We start from the raw sequence: 19,715 nt of genomic DNA, 5'->3' as shown, positions 1-19,715 counted from the left end.
CTGCCGCTCCGAAGCGACTTTCTTAGTGTATCATATCCCTACACCTACTGTCAATCACTTTTTATGCTTTTTGTGAAACTTTTTTGAAGACTTTCACAGCCAACATTTAGGCGCCGACAAGAAAATATTCTATCACCATTTAATTGCCAATGCAAGCCTTTTTTGCACTTTTTTTCTTTTTCTTTTTAAAACTCCGAATTCCCTTGATTTTCCAACGCTAAACCAAGGGAATTTTAATAATTACTCATTTATTTTTACCGCAAAATTAATATAGTTTTGGAACAAAAAAAGACCAAGCCAAAGCTTGGTCTTTTTGAGTATTAACGTTTTGAGAACTGTGGTGCACGACGTGCGCCTTTAAGTCCGTATTTTTTACGTTCTTTCATACGAGCATCACGTGTTAAGAAGCCTGCTGCTTTTAACACTGGACGATAGTCAGGACTAACTTCCAATAATGCACGTGCAATACCGTGACGGATTGCTCCTGCTTGTCCGGTATAACCGCCGCCATTCACATTTACATGTACGTCGAATTTATCGACAGTTTCAGTAGCTGCTAATGGTTGACGAACAATAACGCGTAATGTTTCTAATGGTAAGAATTCATTAATATCGCGACCATTGATTGTAATAGTTCCGGTTCCGCTCATAAGACGTACGCGAGCAACCGAACTTTTACGACGTCCTGTTCCTAAGTATTGAACTTGAGACATGATTCGTTTCCTCCTTTAATTACCCACGTAAATCGTAGTTTTCTGGTTTTTGTGCTTGGTGTGGATGAGTGTCGCCAGCATATACATGAAGCTTCATTCCCATTTGACGTCCAAGCGTATTTTTAGGTAACATACCTTTAATAGCACGTTCTAACATTTCAACTGGATACTTTTCTACCATTTCGCGAGCTGAACGCGTGCGAAGTCCACCGATATGTAAACTGTGGTTGTAGTATTGTTTTCCGTCAAGTTTATTTCCTGTTAAAACGATCTTACCTGCATTGATTACAATAACATTGTCACCGCAATCAACATGAGGTGTAAAAATTGGTTTATGTTTACCGCGTAATAGCGCAGCAACCTCAGAAGCTAAACGACCTAACGTTTTGCCTTCTGCGTCGACAACATACCATTTACGCTCTACTTCAGTGCCTTTGGCCATGAATGTACGCATAATAGATTCCTCCTAATAGTATTTTTACTCTCACGGGGCTACGTGGTAGCAAAAATAATGCCATCTAATATAATATAATTTTATACCGCTTTTGTCAATGACTTTTAGGAATAACTACGAAAAGCGTGTTTCGCTATGAAACACGCCTTTCAAAGCCTTAGCAACTAAAGAAAACCTGAACGTCAAATATCAACGTTCAGGTTTTAATTATTTCTTCAATTCATCAAGCGCGTCGCCCAATAAATCTCCTAAAGAGAGGTCTTTATCGGCATTTGCTTGCTCTTTGTAATTATTGTAAGCATCAGTTTCTTCGTCACGGGCAATTTGCAACACGCTCAACACTAAGCGGTGACGTTCCGGACGGAACTCAATAATTTTTGCTTCCAATTCTTCACCTTCAGCGATTGCTTCACGCATGTGAGTAATCTCTTTATCAGTAAGTTCACGGTCGTAAATAATTGCATCTACATGTGGCAATACATTTACCAAAGCATATTTTTCTTCAGCTACTACTACTGTTCCCTTTACGATTTGACCAAGTTGTAATTGATCAGCAGCACGAACCCAAGGATCTTCTTCTAATTGTTTAATAGATAAAGCGATTTGTTTTTTGTTTTCGTCGATACGAATAACTTTCACTTTTACTACTTCACCGGCATGCACAACATCAGTAACTGATGCTTTACTATCGTAAGATACTTCTGAACGGTGCAATAATCCGTCAACACCCGGAACTAATTCGATGAAGGCTCCGAAGTCTGCAATGCGAACTACTTTTCCTTCAACAATGTTTCCAACGTGGATTGTTTCCATCGCCGCTTGCCATGGTGATGGTTTTGTTGCTTTATATGAAACAGTTAATTGTAAACGTTTTGCATCACGACCGATAACAATAGTTTCAATTTTTTGCCCTACACTTAATACATCACTTACTTGTTTAATACGCAAGTAGTCAATTTCGCTCATTGGCAACCAAACTTCTAATACACCATATTTAGCACGAGCACCTTTAGTTTCAACAATTGCAGTAATTTCAACTTCAATCATATCTCCTTCAAACACTTGTTCAAAGGCTTCTTCACGTTCTGCGCGAACACTGCTTGCAAGTAACTTACGTGCAGAGGCAACAACTTTACGACGGCGGCGGTCAAACTCAATAATTTCAGTTTTAAGGGTTTGGCCTACCATTGTATTTAAATCTTCAATTCGCTCTAAAGCAATTTGAGATGCCGGGATGAATACATCAATTCCGTTTCTTACAGCAACAACTCCGCCTTTTACCGCTTTTTGAATTGTTACTTCGATTGGTTGCTCAGCATTGAAGAAAGCCTCCAATTGATTCCAGTTTTCATCTCTTTCAATATCACGGCGTGATAAACGTACTTCTTCATCTGTAACACGTACAACTTTTGCTTGTACAGTATCGCCGACTTGCAACACTTCTTTTAAAGAAGCTGGTGGGTTAATCGCAAAGTCGCTTAACGCCAAAGTCGCTTCCGTAACATAATTCACATCTACATAAGCATATGTGTCGGTAACTTGAATCACGGTCCCTTCAATAATTTGTCCTGTCTGTAATAGCTCAAAATGGAATTGTTCCACTATGATTCACCTCTAAACTCTCAACTAATTTTTATTCTTCACTAGTTTAACAAATTTTAGGATTTATTGCAATGACCGAACCCTGTTTTTATGAATTTTCAAAAAAAGAAAAGACTGAGCAGCTCAGTCTTTTCTTTCCAATTGATTCCATTAGAGTTGATTTTGAATCTGTTTTACTTGTTTTGCAATAAAAGTATCGCGGTCAATTCCTATCCAGCTGTCACCATAATAGATATCCGCTTGCACAAAACCAAGGCAGCTCACCATCATTTCCACAGCAATCAGCTCATAATCAGCAGCCTTAATCTGATTCAACCGCAGCATCTTATTAAAGTAGTTAACCAACGACAGTTTTACCTGCATCGGCAGGTCAACCAATAATGGTTTTAGTTCCTCGTACATCTCTTCATCGCGGATACTCATTAGCACCTGGGTATAATCATCAGCCAAGAACTGAATATACGTTGCCATAAATGTCTGTAAATCCTGCACCAACTGTCCGGTAAATAACGTTGCCAACTCTTCGAGCCGGCGCATTTTCGGCACATACTTAATTGCATGAATGACAATATTCTTCTTTGTTCCGAAATTCCGGAACAAAGTTACCTCATTCACTCCCGCAACACTTGCAATTTCTTTTGTAGTCGTTGACTTGTACCCCTTTTGTGCAAGTAACTGCATCGTTGCTGCAACGATCTTCTCTTTCGTTGTCATATAAACCCAACTTTCTCATTTTCTCTCCTCTGATTATAGTACAAAAGTGCAAAACAAACAATCTTTTGGGGAGAAATTTAATAAACGGCGCCGCTTGTCAGGCGGCGCCGTTTATGCTATTTTAAAAGTATCATAAAATGAATGGAGCAATGCAAAATGGAAAAATCAGTAGAAGAACGTTTGGCTGAGTCGTTGACCGCCACTTCAACCGAGTTATTGCAATACTTACCATATCTATTGCAAGATTTTTGGGAACTTGGCAGCTCACCGCAAATAATGAGCGAAATCCTGCAAACCAACATCCCTTCACTTGAAGGAATGCAAATCTTAGATCTCGGTTGTGGCAAAGGCGCGGTCTCGGTCGCCCTCGCCCGCACTTTATCAGCAAAAGTAACCGGCATTGACATCATTCCTGAATTTATAGAGTATGCAAAGTCTAAAGCGCAAGAATTCAAAGTCAGTGAACTATGTACCTTTATTGCAGAAGATATTAACCAGTCAATTGAACGCGAGCGCAATTATGACTGCGTTGTATTCGGCGCGGTTGGCGCGGTGCTGGGCGCACCGGCCGAAATGCTGCCAAAGCTGAAGCAAACAGTAAAACCCGGTGGCTATATTTTGATTGATGAAGCTTATCTGGCAGCAAATAACGAAGGCGGGAATGTCGCATACCAAATGGACTACTTAACTCGCGAACAATGGCTAGCTCTTTTTGAACAACTCGGACTTGAGCTTGTTGATGAAAAAGTAAATGAAGGAGATCTGGAGTTCGATGAAGATAACGCTAATATTAAACAGCGTGCTGATGAACTTAAAAAACTGCACCCCGAGCAAAGCGCGTTATTCGATGGCTATGTGCAAAGCCAGCTGGATGAATGCTATGATCTGGAAAACAATATTGTTGGCGTCGTCTGGTTATTACGGGTTAAATAAAAAAAGGAGCGGTCTTAAGGACCGCTCCTTTTCATTTTCTCATATACAATTATTTATTTTTCAAATTGCACCCCAAGGGCACTTCCTCATGAATGTATGCAATTGCATCTACGATGCGCACATTCATCGGGGCGTAGAATGATTGCAATCCAATATGCGACCATTAGAAAAGAGCCAAGATAAATCTTGGCTCTTTTGTTTGCTACAATTATTTATTTTTTAAGTTATAAAATGATTGCAAACCATTGTATACTGCTGTATCTCCAAGTAAATCTTCGATGCGAAGTAATTGGTTATATTTAGCAATACGGTCAGTACGGCTTGCAGAACCAGTTTTGATTTGACCAGCGTTAGTAGCAACTGCGATATCAGCGATTGTTGAATCTTCAGTTTCTCCTGAACGGTGAGATACTACTGCAGTGTATCCTGCTTTTTTAGCCATTTCGATAGCTTCAAAAGTTTCAGTCAAAGTACCAATTTGGTTAACTTTGATTAAGATTGAGTTTGCCATTCCTTTAGCAATACCTTCAGATAAACGTTCAGTATTTGTAACGAAGAAATCGTCACCAACTAATTGAATTTTTTCTCCAAGACGGTCAGTCATTTCTTTCCATCCATCCCAATCATTTTCATCTAAACCATCTTCGATAGTTAAGATAGGGTATTTGTCTACTAATTCTTCGTAGAATCCGATTAATTCACTTGAAGTAAATTCTTTTCCACCTTCACCGGCAAGAACATATTTTTTAGTTTCTTTATTGAAGAACTCGCTTGAAGCAACGTCCATTCCTAAGTATACGTCTTTTCCTGGCTCATATCCTGCAGCTTTGATTGCTTCAAGGATAACAGTGATTGCTTCTTCGTTTGAACCTAAGTTCGGCGCGAATCCACCTTCATCACCAACAGCAGTGTTTAAACCTTTTGATTTTAATACTGCAGCTAAGTTATGGAATACTTCTGCACCCATACGTAAAGCTTCACGGAACGTTGGCGCTCCTACTGGTAAAATCATGAACTCTTGGAAGTCAATGTTGTTATCAGCATGCTCTCCACCATTGATGATGTTCATCATTGGAGTTGGTAATTCTTTTGCATTGAATCCACCTAAGTATTGGTATAATGGTAATCCAACAAAGTCAGCAGCAGCATGGGCAACAGCCAATGAAACACCTAAAATAGCGTTTGCTCCTAATTTACCTTTGTTAGCAGTACCGTCTAAATCGATCATTGTACGGTCAATTGCAACTTGTTCAGTAACATCGAAACCAATGATTTCTGGTGCAATAATATCATTTACGTTAGCAACGGCTTTTAAAACACCTTTTCCTAAGTAACGTGATTTGTCGCCATCGCGAAGTTCAACTGCTTCATATTCTCCAGTTGATGCTCCTGATGGTACTAAAGCACGACCGAAAGCACCGCTTTCTGTTGTAACTTCAACTTCTACTGTTGGATTCCCGCGTGAGTCTAAGACTTCGCGAGCATAAATATCAACGATTGTTGGCATTTGAAACACTCCTTTAAATTAAATCTTAACGTCATCTATTATACTATACTTCTTTAACTTTTGCACCAAAAAACTCCAACAATATCTTCTGTTTCAGATATTTTGGAGTTTTTCTAGTTATTTATCATCTTTTTTCTTCTTTTTTCTCATAACGAAAAGAATTATTAACAGAATGATCGCAACGGCTGCAATGCCGATTCCGATCAGCAACATTTCCATAATTTGCTCTCCGGTATTTACAAGTACTGGTTGCATTTTCGCTCACCTCTCCATTCTTAAACAGCTTACTGCTGTTCTTGGTTTTGCTCTAAAGCTATTTTAGCATTTTTAATAATTTCGCTCAAGTCCACATTTTGGGCTTCTGATGCAAACACGCAGCCACAGTAGCATTGACGATAGACATCATAAATTTTACAAAGTTCAATTGAGCGTTTATAGCCATTATTCTTTTTAAAATCAGAAGGCAGATACTGCATATCAAACAATTCTTGAATTTCCAAACCAATTTCATTAATCTTCTGGCTATTCTTCATCGGACTCAAAGTCAAGGCGCTGGCAAAATAATCAAAGCCAAGTTCTTTCGCCTTCATTGCGGTTAAATCCAGACGCATCTGGTAGCAAATATGACACCGTTCACCACCTTCAGGTGCATCTTCATACCCTTTGGTTTTTTCAAAAAAATCTTTCGGTTGATAATCAGCTGCCATAAACTGCACGTTGCTACCGGTATCTGCATTAAAGTCACCGACAAATTTCTCTTGCACTTGCTTACGGTGCAGATATTCAACTTCAGGATGAATATTTGAATTAGCAAAATAAATAGTAATGTCTGCATATTGGGCAAGAAATTCCAAAACGGTTGTGCTACACGGAGCACAACAACTATGTATCAAAAGTTTAGGCCGAATCTCCTCAGCCTGCCAAGATTCAATCATCTTCATCAAAATCTGCTGGTAATTAATTTTTTGATTTTTATGGATGGTCTGTAAAACCGCTTCTGCATTTATTGCCATGGAAATTCACCTCTTTTCAATGGATAGTATAGCACGCCCATATGGTCTTCGGCAAACTTGTGAATTTTTTGCTATTCTCATGATATAATATAGAAAACCTATTCCAGACATTTCAGGAGGAAATGCGATGATTCCAGTTATATTAGCAAGCGGGTCACCCCGCCGCAAAGAATTATTAGCCACAACTAACATTCCATTTACAATTATCAACAGCGCTGTTGATGAGGTTGAAAAGCCAGGTCTTGCGCCAAGCGACTTGGTGCAAGACCTCGCGAGCCAAAAAGCAGCGGCCGTCGCTGAACAATATCCTAACCACATCATTATTGGCGCGGATACCTTGGTGTTCTTAGGTGCCGAACGATTCGGCAAACCAAAAGATGAACACGATGCCTGCAGAATGCTGACTGCACTCTCTGGCACCACCCACTCAGTTTACACCGGCGTAGTTCTACGCTACAACCAACAAAGTTATGGCTTCACTGCATGCACCAACATCTCTTTCAACCAATTTGATGACGACTTCATCGACCAATACATCGCTAGTGGCTCACCGATGGATAAAGCCGGCAGCTACGGTATCCAAGATTTGCCGCCAGCGCTCATTGCTAAAATTGACGGCGAATTTGATACCGTCATGGGCTTTCCGCGTGAAGCATTTAAAACTGCATACGATGATTTTCTTAAAACTATTATTTAGGAAAAAAGAAAAAAGCGGCCGGAGCAACTCCGGCCGCTTTTATATTATGTTAAATAACAACAGTAATTAAACGATCGCCAACTTTAACAGTTTTCTCTTCAGTAACTAATACATCTAAGTATTGGTCACCGTTGGTTACTACAACTGGTGTGATCAATGAATATCCGGCCGTTTTAATTGCCTCGATATCAAATTCCACCAACAATTGTCCTACTTCAACAACATCGCCTTGTTTCACGTGTTGTGTGAAGTGTTGTCCATTTAATTGCACTGTATCCATACCGATGTGGATTAATACTTCCGCACCGTCTTTTGAAGTTATTCCCACAGCGTGGCCTGTTGGGAATAATGCTGTAACTGTGCCGCTAACCGGTGCATAAAGTTTTCCTTCACTCGGCTCAATAGCTACACCTTTACCAAGCGCACCGCTGGCAAATGCTTCGTCACTGATTTCACCAAGTAATTTTACTTCGCCGTTTAATGGGCTGACAACTACTTCGTGTTCAACTAAAGTTTCACCTTCACGACGTGCTGCATCTTTACTATCTGGTTTTTCTTCTTCTTTAAACCCAACAACTAAAGTCAGGATAAACGCAAGAACAAACCCAACTAATGTTCCGAGTAATGCACCAATAACACCAGCGTTAATTCCTTCAACCGGATGGATGAAGTTAAAGTATCCAAAGATACCTAATCCACCCATTGTATATGCATTTGTTCCGAAGAAACCGATAATCGCTCCACCAACAGCAGCACCAATACAACTCATAATAAATGGTCGCTTCAATGGTAAAGTTACCCCGTAAATTGCCGGTTCAGTTACTCCGAAAATTCCTGAGATAAACGCTGGGATTGCCAAAGATTTTGTACTTTGTTTTCTGGTACGAATAAACACCGCTAAGACTGCCCCGATTTGTGCAAATGATGCTGCAAAAGATAAAGATAGAACTGGATCAGCACCAGCAGTCATCAAGTTGTTGATAGCGATCGGGATAAGGCCCCAGTGTAATCCGAAGATAACGAATACTTGCCAGAATCCACCGAGGAATAACCCGGCAACAATCGGACTTAAGTTGTAAACAAACATCGTTACCATACCTAATAAGCTACCTGCCCATGTTGCGATTGGTCCGATAATCAAGAAAGTTAACGGAACAACAATAAGTAATGTGAATAACGGTACGATGAACGTTTTGATAACATCAGGAATAATTTTTTTCCAAAATTTTTCTACTACACTCGCAAACCATGCAGCGATAATAATAGGAATTACTGATGAAGCATAACTCATTAAGATAACCGGAATTCCAAAGAAGTCAATTTGAATATTTGACTCAATAACAGGAACGCCTGTGAATAATGTATATAACACTGGGAATTGTTCCACATTTCCAACCGCAACAATGTTTGGATATACAAGAGCTGCCCCGATAGCCATACCAATAAAGATATTCCCACCGAATTTTTTAGAAGCTGTATATCCCAAGAAAATCGGGAAGAAATAAAACAGTGAATCACCAATAGCATACAAGATTAAATATGTCCCACTTACTTGGAAGGCCGCGGATGCATCAGCACCATACATTTGTCCAACAATAAACACAGCCAATGCCAGGAACCCTTTAATCATCCCGGTCGCTGCCAAAACACCAAGTGTAGGCGCGAAAATTCCTGAGATCATGTCGATGAAGCGATCAAATAAATTCCCTTTAGGTCCAGCAACATCACCGCTCGCATCAGTGCCGAAGCCACCAACAGCAATAACCGCTGCATAAACATCAGGAACATGGTTACCAATAACCACTTGGTATTGCCCGCCGCTGATCATGACAGTTACAACGCCATCCATTTCTTTAAGAACATCTGTATTTGCTTTGCTCTCGTCTTTCAACTTAAAACGCAAACGTGTAATACAGTGTACTACGCTGATGACATTCTCCTTGCCGCCGACATTTTCGATAATGTCTTTTGCTAATTGTTCGTACTTCATTTTGAGTACCACCTTTCAATAAAATATAAAAAACCTAAAAAGCTAGTAAAATAAAACAACAAATCGCAAAGGGTTTGCACCCAAAACTTATTGGCTTATTTTACTATCAATTTAGGTTTTGCCCGATATGATTTTACCAGTAACAATCCAGAATCAATAGTTATGATGTTATGCTGCCGGGATTACGTTCAGTAACCCGGTAGATATGTATAATCAGATATACTAATTCGTCTTTTGTAAGATTTGCATTATAAGTATTCTGCAAATAAATCTGAATTTTTTGCGTACACGTATAAGCTTCAGGATATTTATGCGCTACCTGATCAAAGAAAAATTCATCATTTGATCCGGCCACCTCTTTGCGCAGCACGCGTTGTGCTAAGTATTGAATATGCGTGATGAAGCGAGTGTAGTTTAGTGAATCTTCATCCAGCGTCACACCATAGTGGTATGAAACTATACTTAAAATATCATGGACGATACGTGTCATATCAACCGTTAGCTTTACTTCCTGACCATCCAAACGCAGACCAACTATATGTAAGGCGATGAATCCAGCCTCATCTTCGTCAAGTCGGATACCCAGTCGGCGCTCAATAATATCCAGTGATTTCACACCTACTTCGTATTCATCGGGATAAAACTTCCGAATCTCCCAAAGCAAGGGGTTCTTCATCTGAATGCCGCTTTTAAAGCGGGAAATAGCAAAACTAATGTGGTCGGTTAACGTTAAGTAGATGGTATCATTAAGATTTAGTTGCAGTGATTCTTCGATTAATTCTAAAATTTCATATGTAACCTTTAGATATTCAAGTGGCATTTCACTTAAAATCTTCGCTAGTCCTTCGACAAGCTCTTCAGTTTCCATAAAAAAAGTTTTCTCAATTTTTTCTTCTTCGACAGCGTCACCGACCTTCTTCTGAAAAGCCAATCCGCGTCCCATAACAACAAGTTCTTTGCCTTGTTCATTAGTGGTAAGAATAACGTTATTATTCAGAATTTTTTCAATAATCACCTTTTATATCACCACCCATACTTTATCCTACAAAAATAAAAAGACCTCAATTGATGATGTAAGGATGCAGTTAGTCCACTCACAACAATCAATTCAGGTTTTGCCTGTAATTCTACACCATTACAGTAACAATCCTATCGAATGTACCCTCATTATATTATAAAGCGAAACCGATTACAAGTTTTTTTGAAATTTTTGTCTCATTCTTTATTATTTAGAAAAGAAGAACAGGGGTGCCGCCAAGCGACAACCCTGTTCCCAATTCACCCATGAGGCTATTCATTCTGCTCTTCAAGTATTTCACGTTCTAATTCCTGTTCCTTGTTAGCGGCAATGACAAACGGGATATATACCAGAGCAGCAATACCCACATTGATGATAGCAACTATACCCGCAAGCCAGTTCCCACCGGTAGCCAAAAAGGCACCTAAACCTACCGGAGTAATCCATGGAACATTAATAACTACTTTCGGCAAGATACCGGTCAGAGTCAGAATCGACGGCAGAATCATCGCCACAACCGGTGCCAAGATAAACGGAATTGCCAGAATCGGATTGAGGACAACCGGCATACCAAAAATGATTGGCTCATTGATATTGAAAATTCCCGGTGCTGTAGATAATGATGCAATGGTTCGATAATCTTCCCGCTTTGAGAAAATAAAAACAGCTAGGATTAATGCCAGAGTCAAGCCAGCGCCACCATTAAATACATAGACAAAAAAGAAACTGCTGGTAAAATCTGCCAACGCCGGATCAAAGGCATTTTGAGTAATTGCAAATAAATCCTGGTTTTGAATTTGCATTGCGCCAAATATTGGTGTTGATACTCCAGCAAGCACATCACTGCCGTGAATACCGAATACCCAGAAGAAACCAACTAAGAATACATAAACAAAGGCAATAATCGGACCACTCGCTTGGCCTTGCATAACTGCCAAAATTGGCTCTTGCAGGAGTTTTTGAATAAAGCCTGATAGACTATCAGCCGCAAACAGACCAAAATATTGACCAAAATTAGCAAAAAACCAGTTGATGATACCAGCTAAAAATATAACTAGCACAATGGGAATCATTGCTGAAAACGAACCGGCGACCATTGGCGGCACCGCATCAGGCATTTTAATTTGAATCTTTTTAAATCCCATCAGCCAAATTAATAACTCAGAAAAAACGATTCCAACCAATAATGAGGTAAATAAGTTCGTTGCACCTAAAAATGCTCCCGAGTTAATCCAGCCGCTGACGACAACATCAATTGCTGCCGCAGTGTCAGTTGCCGGTACGGTATACACCGAACTCAATGGTAAAAGTGCTACAAACACACCACCAACAGCCAGAGCCACAATTAACGGGCTCTTCACTTTTCGCGACATCGCCAAGTTAAAGGCAATCGCCATCGGCACAAACAATGCAATTAAAGCAATTGTTCCGGCGTTAATCGCGCTAAAAATCGTTCGCAAGTTGTCAACCTGATCAACAAATGCCTGACCATAAACTTCAGCATTACCTAATTGATACCAGTTACGGCCTAGGATTACTGAATTGATGAGTACCGCGAATGATGACGCCATTGTCAGCGGCATAAATGATACAAAAGCATCACGAATTGCCAACAAATGACGCTGCCCCGCCAATTTGGCTGCAAGGGGCATAAACTTTTCCTCCAAAAACTTCATACAAAAAACCTCCTTATAATATACAGCAAGAGCCTCAGGCAAATACAGTGATAATACCTTGAAGCTCAAATTACTTGTTATCATTATAGCGGCGCCAGTTGCAAATTGTCTAGCTTTTATCAATAATTTCTTGGGATTTTCAGAATCTGAAAAGAAATAATAAAAAAGCATTCCTGATATCAGGAATGCTTTTTACTTTTTTTATGTGCTATCTATGTTTCTTGTTTCTAAAAAATCCGATGGCGACAACAATTACAATCAAGCCGGCTCCTACTGTTAATTGCTCAACCATTGATTGACCGGTTGCCGGTAAATCCTGATTATTCTTCGAACTATTATTAGTGTCCGAACTAATTGCATTCGCTTCTGTTTCAGCGGCAGAAGATACTTCATACAACTCTATCTGTACTTTTAAAGGTGCTGCAACGTTCCCGGCAGCGTCTGTGGCTTTAAGTTCTACTTCATAGATACCAGCCGCATTCCAATTAACAGGACTCAAGTCAACAGTTATCGCGCTACCATCATTTGTCTGCGCTTCAATATCACTTAAGAACTGGTCTGTACTAACCGCTGATCCTACAATGTAGCGCACATTTTGTTTAGCACTAATAATCGGCGCCTCAACATCAGTCGGCGTTGCTTGCGGCGTCCCGTTCACAATTAATTCCTCACTGCGGCTACCGTTTTTCATTCTGACAATTTTATATGTGTAGCTCTTACCATTTTCCAAACCGTTAAAGGTGTAGCTTTCTTTCCCTGATTCCAATTCGGTTGGCTCAATTGCCCATCACCAGCTTCGTCATATACGTAGATAAATTGATAATCGTTATTAGCAAGTACTTCATCTACTCCAGTTAACTCTACGGTCAATTGCCCATCACCAGGAGTAACCACTGCGGTTACGTTTTTAACTGGTTCCGTACTCAAAAATCCCAATCGTTCCATTCCTAGCTGAATATTTTCATTGCGCATTGTATATTTCCAGATAAGTCCGGTCTGGTAGTTTTCAACTGCCGGAGCCTGCACCATTTTTTCTAAACTTGAGAAATAGCCAGCGGAATAATATGGCATATTTCTCCCTGGAAAATTATGGTCAATATTATACGACGAGTAGAATCCCCAACGTTCATGCCAAAGCGAAGGAAAATTTTTATAGTAATTCTCGATTGTTGGCAAACTGATATCCGGAGTAAACGGCAGACAACCAATGGCAACTGAAGGCACAACCGTGCCTTCTTCATCATAGTGCAATCCTGGTGCTTGTCCAGCCCAATACATATAACCTAGTGGACCAGAGGTTGCTGTTGTTCCCCATGAAAACTCATTAAAGGTTCGATATTCATCGGTTTTATCCATTGCATATTGATGAGTAATATAATATGAGTTAGTTAATTCTTGCATATAGTTAATACCGCGCTCATCCGCCTTATTACGCAAGTCCAGATTCAAGGTCCAAAGATTGTGAATACCATCATACAAACTGACAACCGGTCCCATTACTGTACCATCATCGGCAGTGTAAGTAACCACCGGCAATTCCTGGCCGCCTTTTTTAGCATTATAGAACATATCATAAACATAGGGATTATCATGTGCCGGATTGGCAGCATCATAAAAATAAACATTAAATGCTTCAGAACTAAAGCCCCAATTCCAATATCTATCAAGTCCCATAGTTTTAAGGTTATAGTTTGACTGATCCGGGAAATTTCCGGTTATCCCCGGAAAATCAGTTTCCGAAGGATATCTTCCCGGATAGTTCTCACTATAAGACGTATATTGATAATAAAATGTACCATCACTTTTCTTATGCGGCCAAATTACTTTTCCAAAATCCATGCGCTCATAAATTTTATTGGCAAGCTCACGAATCTCACCGCCAAAATATTCGCCGGCAGCCAAAATACCACCGACTGCCTGTCCGGTGTCCGAAGTCGAAAAGTCAGTCTTCTGACCGGTGACACCGCCGCCCATAGTTAATGGTAGCAACATTCCATTCTCATCAGTCTTCCATGTGCTGAACTGACCCCGGAACAAACCAAATTGTTGTGGTGCATAATTCCACAAAGCGTTCATCATACCCAGAACAACTTCCTCAATCTCTTCGCGAGACTTATATTCATACTCAGCACCAATGATCAACGAGTTCAATGCATGACCAACAGCACCAATACCACAAACCTCTTTGGCCCATGTATTAGGTGCACTACCGGGCAACCCGTACCCATGACTAGTCTTATCATGATTAATTGAATCCCAATAAAAATTAAACGAACTCTCTTTAATCCAATTCAAAATGTCATCAATATCTTCATATTCGCCATAATAAACCTGTTTTGAGTCAGCCAAACCAATTTCATAAATAGAAGGGGCTGCATTAGCCGCCAAAATATCAATCCGGAGCGCATCCGTTGTTACTGAAGTCCCTAAATTCAAACGTTCAGGAATATTAGTATGTCCTTCAACAATCTGTTTCCAACTTCCATCCTCATTAATCGAAATCGTATAATCAGTAATCCGGGTCACACCACTATCCTTATATTCATTCAACACCAAAGTATCAAAAGTCATCGCTGCGCCAAAAGAAACTTCAATCCAAGTCGTCTTATTCCGTGACGCCCAGCGGGTCGAAGTAGCACCATCTATCATTTTTCCGGCTTCATAGCCACTTCCGTAAACGGACCCGGCCTTCGCACTGGTAGCAGAATAATCAATATCAAGCGGCAGCGCATAACGCACCATCTGCTCATACGAAGTCAACTCTTCGTCACTCTCACTTAAAACCGCTATCTTAATAAAAGTCGAATCCATATGATAACCGATCGGAATACTAAACTTTCCATCCACATCGCTATACGCCGAACCTAACTCTAAATAAGATTTATCACCTAAAGGTATCTGCTTACCTTCATAAGTATATGTTTTACCATTGGCAACCGGATAATACTTATACGCCGCCACTTTCGTATTCGGCGCCGTCACCCCGGTTGCGTAGTTGCTTGCATTAGTAATCAAATCAACACTCAAATCCGGTGCTGCTACTACCGGTGCCTGTACACCGGCAAAAATTATTGCTATCACTGCGAAACTTAATAAGCAGTGCAGAAGTCGTTTCTTCATAATTGAACCCACCCTTTCAACTCCAAACACATATTATACCAAAATATACCGCATTTAGTCTATATTGTTAAAAAGTTTTTACATATAAAAAAGCCCTTGCTTTTAAGTAAGGGCTTTTCAAATTCTCTCAAGTAAAAATTATTTCGCTATTAATGTTGAGCCAGTCATTTCTGCTGGTTTGTCAACATGTAAGAGGTCAAGCAAAGTTGGCGCCAAGTCACATAATGCTCCGTCAGTACGTAAAGTTACGCCTTCTTTGGTAAGGATAACCGGTACCGGACGCGCAGTATGCGCAGTCATTGGCTGATCACTGTCAGTTAATACTTCATCTGAATTTCCGTGGTCAGCAGTAATTAATGCTGCCCCGCCTAATTCAATAATGCGGTCCACGATTTTTCCTAAGCACTCGTCAACTGCCTCAACAGCTTTAATTGTTGGCTCAAGCATTCCTGAATGACCAACCATATCGCAGTTTGCGAAGTTTAAGATGATAACATCTAAATAATCTTTATTAATTTCCGCAAGCACGGCGTCCGTTAATTCATAAGCGCTCATTTCCGGTTGCAAGTCATAAGTAGCAACTTTCGGCGAGTTAATTAATAAACGGGTTGCTCCCGGTAATTCTTTTTCAATACCGCCATCGAAGAAGAAAGTAACATGAGGATATTTCTCAGTTTCTGCAGTACGTAATTGATTTAATCCAGCATTTGATACTACATCACCAAATACGTTATCCAATTTTTGCGGTGTGTAAGCTACTTCATAGTTGCTTACTGTATCAGCATATTTCATCATACAAATGAATGTTAAATTGCTTGGGCGGAATTTTGGTACGAATGAATCATAGTTTGGATTTGTTAAAACTGATGACAATTGAATGGCCCGGTCAGGACGGAAGTTAGCAAAGATAACTGAATCGCCATCTTCAACTTTACCGTTTACTCCAGCTACAACGCCCGGTAAAACAAACTCATCATAAGTATCTTTAGCATAAGAATCCTTTACATATTGAACCGGATCAGTAATAGTTTCACCTTCACCTAATACAACTGCATCATATGCTAACTCAACCCGATCCCAACGTTTATCGCGGTCCATTGCATAGTAACGTCCTGAAACAGATGCAATATGACCTACGCCAAGTTCAGCAATTTTATTTTGCAAGTCAGCAACAAATTTCACTCCTGAATCAGGAGCAACATCGCGACCATCTAAAAATGCATGCACATAGATATCTTTAAAATCTTTTTTCGCAGCCAGTTCAAGCACAGCAAACATATGATTAATATGTGAGTGCACGCCACCATCAGAAAGTAACCCAAATAAATGAACTTTCTTACCGGTTGCTTTTGCTTGGTCAATCGCCTTATTCAGCATTTCGTTTTCAAAAAAGTCGCCATCTTTGATAGATTTGTTTATCAAAGTTAAGCTTTGATAAACAACGCGGCCAGCCCCGATATTTAAATGCCCGACTTCCGAATTACCCATTTGTCCGTCCGGTAAACCAACTGCTTCTCCTGACGCACGCAATGTTGCATGCGGATATTGATTCCAGTAACGATCAAAGTTTGGTTTGTTTGCTTGTGCAAAGGCGTTACCATGCGTTTCTTCACGCAATGCCACACCATCTAAAATTGTTAGAATTACAGGTTTTTTAGTAGCCATAATATATGCTTCCCTTCAATTTATAAAATATAATTTACATCTGTACTATTTTATCACAAACACCGATAAAACAAAAGTACCGCATAATATTTTATACTTAATTATACTTAAACAATGACAATCGGGCCAGTCGTGACCAGATCAGCAGGACAATTATCAACTTCAATATATCGCCTGGCAAGAATACTGCATCACTAACAATTACTGACCACAATGATACATTCAAACTAATCGTCCAGACCGCAATCCCTAAAACATGGATTATTACCGTCGCAACAATTCCGGCAATAGCTGCTTTATAAAACTTATTATCGGTATTCCAATAACGCTGCATAATCGCGGTTGCCAATGCAGCAATCGGCATTGCCAATAAAAAGCCACCGGTTGGCCCTAGCACAATGGCAATCCCGCCGGTACCGCCGGCAAATACCGGCAAACCTAATGTCCCTAAAATTAAATAAAGCAACACTGCAAACCCGGCTTCATTCGGCGAAAGCAACAATCCAATCAACAACACCATTGCCGTCTGCAAAGTAACCGGCACCGGTAATAAAAACAATGGAATCGGTGGCACAACCACACTCACAACAATTAACAACGCTACCGCAATAGCAATCCGACTTATACTTTTTACCTGCACTATTTTGCCTCCTCTAAATACCAATAACGTTCTGTAAAAAAATCATCATACGACAAACTCGCCGGATGCGTTCCTTGGCCGCTTGGCACGTTCATATCAAATTTTCGATAATATTCAACCCAATATTCAGGCACCGGTTCACCTTCCGGCGCAAACATCAAATCATATTGCTTGAATAATGCCTCACCACCAGCTGCCTGCTCAAAAGCTTCAACAATCAGTTCACTGCAATAAAGTTCGCCCGGGCTGGCAACAAACTTATGGTTATAAGCAAAGCCAATAAATGTTTCCGCCACCGCGATACTGCCAGCAATCAAATCCGCTCTACCTGGACGAGCAACTAAAATCCGCCCGCGCCGCCGATGCCGGCGCAAGAAGCGGTCAATCGACAAGCGCCGCACCCCACTCAGCACTGCCTCAATCACTTCAGTATTGCTCACTACCAAGGCGCAGTGATTCATCCGCTCATCATCAAAGCCCAGCTGAATATCAGCAATTGCCTCATCCTGCAACTCATCACCAAAGAAACCAAAGATCACATCGCCAACTCGTATCTCATCTTGTCTCAGCCACATGCACATCGAGCCTCCTAATCGTTTCTATTTTACATTTTCTCTTTTGGAAAAACAACCATAAGAAAAAGGCGGGCCATATGGCCCGCCTTTTTCAAACTTTTATCCCGAATACATATCATGCATCAACAACATCAGTCTTCAACAGGATATCAATTGGCATCTCGGCAGTGATATCCCGCTTCATCAGTAAATTTACAATTAAAAAGTAACCACCCGAAACAAGCACATACAATGGTGCAAAGGTAATTTTAACAATACCTTCGCGAAAGAAGCTTTGAACATAAGTCCGCTTCTTACCATTGACATTCAACACCCGTAACCGCATAATTTTTTGACCGATAGTTTGTCCGTCTTGTTTAGTAGGAATGTAGCTGGTACAAAAGAAAAAAACGACCAATACACAAACTAACATCAACATCGCCTGATTCTGCGTCTCACTGCTGATAGTAAAAATTGAGGCACAGAACACAAAAATACTGATTAAGACACTTAAAATTAAATAGTCTACGCCATAGGCAACTATTTCTCTAACTAACTTTTTCATAATTGCTTCACCATTATTCATTATTCAATAAAACATCAATTGTTTTCTGATGAACCCGGGCGCGATCAACCGTGTCCTGCTCAAGCAAACATTGATAACAGACATCTACAACAATTTGCAACGGAAACTGGGGTGAAATAATATTCCCATAATCAAGATTACGGAATGATGGCACCAAAATCAATTCATCAACAAAGTCATACTCAACATCATTGTTGGCAGTGATTAATACTGTCCTAGCATTATTTTTATGTGCCTGTTTCAATGCAAATAAAATTTCATCTTTTTTGCCACCGATTGACATGCCAATAACGACACTGTTTGCTCTCAAAATAACCGCCTGCATTCGCATCTCGTCGCTTTGATCCGAGCACTCAACTAAAATGCCTAACCGCATAAACCGCAGCTTCATTTCTTTAGCAGCAAGTCCGGAACTCCCAATACCGCATACTAGCACATAATCAGCACCGGCAATCAACATACTGACGCGACGAATCTGCGCCTCATCAATAATATCCAGCGACTGATTAAGCAACAAATGATAGGTATTAAAAACATCCTGAAACCCTGCTGAACGAGGATTAGAAGTCTTAATAAATCCTTCTTCGTACTTATAAATAAACTCACGATATCCGCGGAATCCACACTTTTTGGCAAAACGTGATAACGACGCTTCAGAAACAAACAAATTATCTTTCATACTTTTTATTGAAAAGTCGCCATGCGTGCGATTTTCAATAAAATAATCAGCAATTACCTTTTCCACACTCGTGAAGTTATCGTAATTGTCAATAATCGATAACACAATAGACTCATTACTTTGCATTTTTTCACCACCAAAACCTTAAGCGGGA

Annotated in this window: 19 protein-coding genes; 2 read left to right on the top strand and 17 right to left on the bottom strand. The window is 40.1% G+C overall.

What is annotated here, in order from left to right; genetic code table 11:
- Positions 1 to 320: 320 nt before the first annotated feature.
- The 4 genes from rpsI to FEZ08_RS02465 all read right to left on the bottom strand — a co-directional run bounded on the left by rpsI (position 321) and on the right by FEZ08_RS02465 (position 3,483).
- Positions 321 to 713, bottom strand: a complete 393-nt coding sequence (gene rpsI, locus FEZ08_RS02480) for a 30S ribosomal protein S9 (RefSeq protein ID WP_138190117.1) — start codon at positions 711 to 713, stop codon at positions 321 to 323.
- Positions 714 to 732: 19 nt separating this feature from the next.
- Positions 733 to 1,170: a 50S ribosomal protein L13 gene (gene rplM, locus FEZ08_RS02475; protein ID WP_138190116.1), complete on the bottom strand. Its 438-nt coding sequence runs from the start codon at positions 1,168 to 1,170 to the stop codon at positions 733 to 735.
- Positions 1,171 to 1,374: 204 nt separating this feature from the next.
- Positions 1,375 to 2,769 carry a S1 RNA-binding domain-containing protein gene (locus FEZ08_RS02470; RefSeq protein ID WP_138190115.1) on the bottom strand — a complete coding sequence of 465 codons (1,395 nt, stop codon included), beginning with the start codon at positions 2,767 to 2,769 and terminating at the stop codon, positions 1,375 to 1,377.
- 150 nt (positions 2,770 to 2,919) lie between these two features.
- Positions 2,920 to 3,483: a TetR/AcrR family transcriptional regulator gene (locus tag FEZ08_RS02465; protein WP_138190114.1), complete on the bottom strand. Its 564-nt coding sequence runs from the start codon at positions 3,481 to 3,483 to the stop codon at positions 2,920 to 2,922.
- Positions 3,484 to 3,639: 156 nt separating this feature from the next.
- Between FEZ08_RS02465 and FEZ08_RS02460 the strand changes: the two genes are divergently transcribed.
- Complete coding sequence (locus tag FEZ08_RS02460) at positions 3,640 to 4,416, top strand: class I SAM-dependent methyltransferase (RefSeq protein ID WP_138190113.1); 777 nt, start codon at positions 3,640 to 3,642, stop codon at positions 4,414 to 4,416.
- A 208-nt stretch (positions 4,417 to 4,624) separates the two neighbouring features.
- On the opposite strand, the gene eno is transcribed toward FEZ08_RS02460, so the two are convergent.
- From eno to FEZ08_RS02445, 3 genes are all read right to left on the bottom strand, one after another.
- The gene (gene eno / locus FEZ08_RS02455) at positions 4,625 to 5,923 is read right to left on the bottom strand and encodes a phosphopyruvate hydratase (protein ID WP_138190112.1); all 1,299 of its coding nucleotides are present in this window, start codon (positions 5,921 to 5,923) and stop codon (positions 4,625 to 4,627) included.
- A gap of 117 nt (positions 5,924 to 6,040) precedes the next feature.
- The gene (locus FEZ08_RS02450) at positions 6,041 to 6,178 is read right to left on the bottom strand and encodes a GGIII-like transmembrane region-containing protein (protein WP_138190111.1); all 138 of its coding nucleotides are present in this window, start codon (positions 6,176 to 6,178) and stop codon (positions 6,041 to 6,043) included.
- 29 nt (positions 6,179 to 6,207) lie between these two features.
- Positions 6,208 to 6,936, bottom strand: a complete 729-nt coding sequence (locus FEZ08_RS02445; protein WP_138190110.1) for an epoxyqueuosine reductase QueH — start codon at positions 6,934 to 6,936, stop codon at positions 6,208 to 6,210.
- A 127-nt stretch (positions 6,937 to 7,063) separates the two neighbouring features.
- Here FEZ08_RS02445 and FEZ08_RS02440 point away from each other — a divergent pair, with 127 nt between their 5' ends.
- Complete coding sequence (locus FEZ08_RS02440; protein ID WP_138190109.1) at positions 7,064 to 7,633, top strand: Maf family protein; 570 nt, start codon at positions 7,064 to 7,066, stop codon at positions 7,631 to 7,633.
- A gap of 49 nt (positions 7,634 to 7,682) precedes the next feature.
- On the opposite strand, the gene FEZ08_RS02435 is transcribed toward FEZ08_RS02440, so the two are convergent.
- From FEZ08_RS02435 to FEZ08_RS02390, 10 genes are all read right to left on the bottom strand, one after another.
- Positions 7,683 to 9,623: a beta-glucoside-specific PTS transporter subunit IIABC gene (locus tag FEZ08_RS02435; protein ID WP_138190108.1), complete on the bottom strand. Its 1,941-nt coding sequence runs from the start codon at positions 9,621 to 9,623 to the stop codon at positions 7,683 to 7,685.
- Between the two features lie 160 nt (positions 9,624 to 9,783).
- The gene (licT, locus tag FEZ08_RS02430) at positions 9,784 to 10,638 is read right to left on the bottom strand and encodes a BglG family transcription antiterminator LicT (protein WP_138190107.1); all 855 of its coding nucleotides are present in this window, start codon (positions 10,636 to 10,638) and stop codon (positions 9,784 to 9,786) included.
- Between the two features lie 275 nt (positions 10,639 to 10,913).
- Complete coding sequence (locus tag FEZ08_RS02425) at positions 10,914 to 12,317, bottom strand: PTS sugar transporter subunit IIC (RefSeq protein WP_171014892.1); 1,404 nt, start codon at positions 12,315 to 12,317, stop codon at positions 10,914 to 10,916.
- Positions 12,318 to 12,525: 208 nt separating this feature from the next.
- Positions 12,526 to 13,083: a LapB repeat-containing protein gene (locus FEZ08_RS02420; RefSeq protein ID WP_171014891.1), complete on the bottom strand. Its 558-nt coding sequence runs from the start codon at positions 13,081 to 13,083 to the stop codon at positions 12,526 to 12,528.
- Complete coding sequence (locus FEZ08_RS02415) at positions 13,005 to 15,437, bottom strand: glucoamylase family protein (protein WP_138190104.1); 2,433 nt, start codon at positions 15,435 to 15,437, stop codon at positions 13,005 to 13,007. The genes FEZ08_RS02420 and FEZ08_RS02415 overlap by 79 nt, the downstream gene beginning before the upstream one ends.
- Positions 15,438 to 15,575: 138 nt before the next feature.
- On the bottom strand, positions 15,576 to 17,102 hold the full coding sequence (gene gpmI, locus FEZ08_RS02410) for a 2,3-bisphosphoglycerate-independent phosphoglycerate mutase (protein ID WP_138190103.1): 1,527 nt from the start codon (positions 17,100 to 17,102) through the stop codon (positions 15,576 to 15,578).
- A gap of 97 nt (positions 17,103 to 17,199) precedes the next feature.
- Entirely contained in the window at positions 17,200 to 17,742 is a 543-nt protein-coding gene (locus FEZ08_RS02405) for a biotin transporter BioY (RefSeq protein WP_138190102.1), read from the bottom strand.
- A complete protein-coding gene (locus tag FEZ08_RS02400) occupies positions 17,742 to 18,317 on the bottom strand; it encodes a YiiX/YebB-like N1pC/P60 family cysteine hydrolase (RefSeq protein WP_171014890.1) in 576 nt (191 codons plus the stop codon). The genes FEZ08_RS02405 and FEZ08_RS02400 overlap by 1 nt, the downstream gene beginning before the upstream one ends.
- A 115-nt stretch (positions 18,318 to 18,432) precedes the next feature.
- Positions 18,433 to 18,861, bottom strand: a complete 429-nt coding sequence (locus tag FEZ08_RS02395; protein ID WP_171014889.1) for an RDD family protein — start codon at positions 18,859 to 18,861, stop codon at positions 18,433 to 18,435.
- Positions 18,862 to 18,874: 13 nt separating this feature from the next.
- Positions 18,875 to 19,687: a MurR/RpiR family transcriptional regulator gene (locus FEZ08_RS02390; protein ID WP_138190099.1), complete on the bottom strand. Its 813-nt coding sequence runs from the start codon at positions 19,685 to 19,687 to the stop codon at positions 18,875 to 18,877.
- Positions 19,688 to 19,715 lie beyond the last annotated feature (28 nt).

Source organism: Culicoidibacter larvae, from assembly GCF_005771635.1.
GTDB classification, from domain to species: domain Bacteria; phylum Bacillota_I; class Bacilli_A; order Culicoidibacterales; family Culicoidibacteraceae; genus Culicoidibacter; species Culicoidibacter larvae.
This window is presented reverse-complemented; position numbering and strand designations above follow the sequence as displayed.

What these genes read in the sequence shown, in the direction of transcription:
- FEZ08_RS02445 (WP_138190110.1), bottom strand. Translation starts at nt 6,936, where the DNA reads ATGGCAATAAATGCAGAAGCGGTTTTACAGACCATCCATAAAAATCAA.
- FEZ08_RS02400 (WP_171014890.1), bottom strand. Translation starts at nt 18,317, where the DNA reads ATGTGGCTGAGACAAGATGAGATACGAGTTGGCGATGTGATCTTTGGT.
- FEZ08_RS02390 (WP_138190099.1), bottom strand. Translation starts at nt 19,687, where the DNA reads ATGCAAAGTAATGAGTCTATTGTGTTATCGATTATTGACAATTACGAT.
- gpmI (WP_138190103.1), bottom strand. Translation starts at nt 17,102, where the DNA reads ATGGCTACTAAAAAACCTGTAATTCTAACAATTTTAGATGGTGTGGCA.
- FEZ08_RS02425 (WP_171014892.1), bottom strand. Translation starts at nt 12,317, where the DNA reads ATGAAGTTTTTGGAGGAAAAGTTTATGCCCCTTGCAGCCAAATTGGCG.
- rpsI (WP_138190117.1), bottom strand. Translation starts at nt 713, where the DNA reads ATGTCTCAAGTTCAATACTTAGGAACAGGACGTCGTAAAAGTTCGGTT.
- FEZ08_RS02465 (WP_138190114.1), bottom strand. Translation starts at nt 3,483, where the DNA reads ATGACAACGAAAGAGAAGATCGTTGCAGCAACGATGCAGTTACTTGCA.
- FEZ08_RS02450 (WP_138190111.1), bottom strand. Translation starts at nt 6,178, where the DNA reads ATGCAACCAGTACTTGTAAATACCGGAGAGCAAATTATGGAAATGTTG.
- FEZ08_RS02415 (WP_138190104.1), bottom strand. Translation starts at nt 15,437, where the DNA reads ATGAAGAAACGACTTCTGCACTGCTTATTAAGTTTCGCAGTGATAGCA.
- FEZ08_RS02395 (WP_171014889.1), bottom strand. Translation starts at nt 18,861, where the DNA reads ATGAAAAAGTTAGTTAGAGAAATAGTTGCCTATGGCGTAGACTATTTA.
- eno (WP_138190112.1), bottom strand. Translation starts at nt 5,923, where the DNA reads ATGCCAACAATCGTTGATATTTATGCTCGCGAAGTCTTAGACTCACGC.
- FEZ08_RS02435 (WP_138190108.1), bottom strand. Translation starts at nt 9,623, where the DNA reads ATGAAGTACGAACAATTAGCAAAAGACATTATCGAAAATGTCGGCGGC.
- FEZ08_RS02440 (WP_138190109.1), top strand. Translation starts at nt 7,064, where the DNA reads ATGATTCCAGTTATATTAGCAAGCGGGTCACCCCGCCGCAAAGAATTA.
- FEZ08_RS02460 (WP_138190113.1), top strand. Translation starts at nt 3,640, where the DNA reads ATGGAAAAATCAGTAGAAGAACGTTTGGCTGAGTCGTTGACCGCCACT.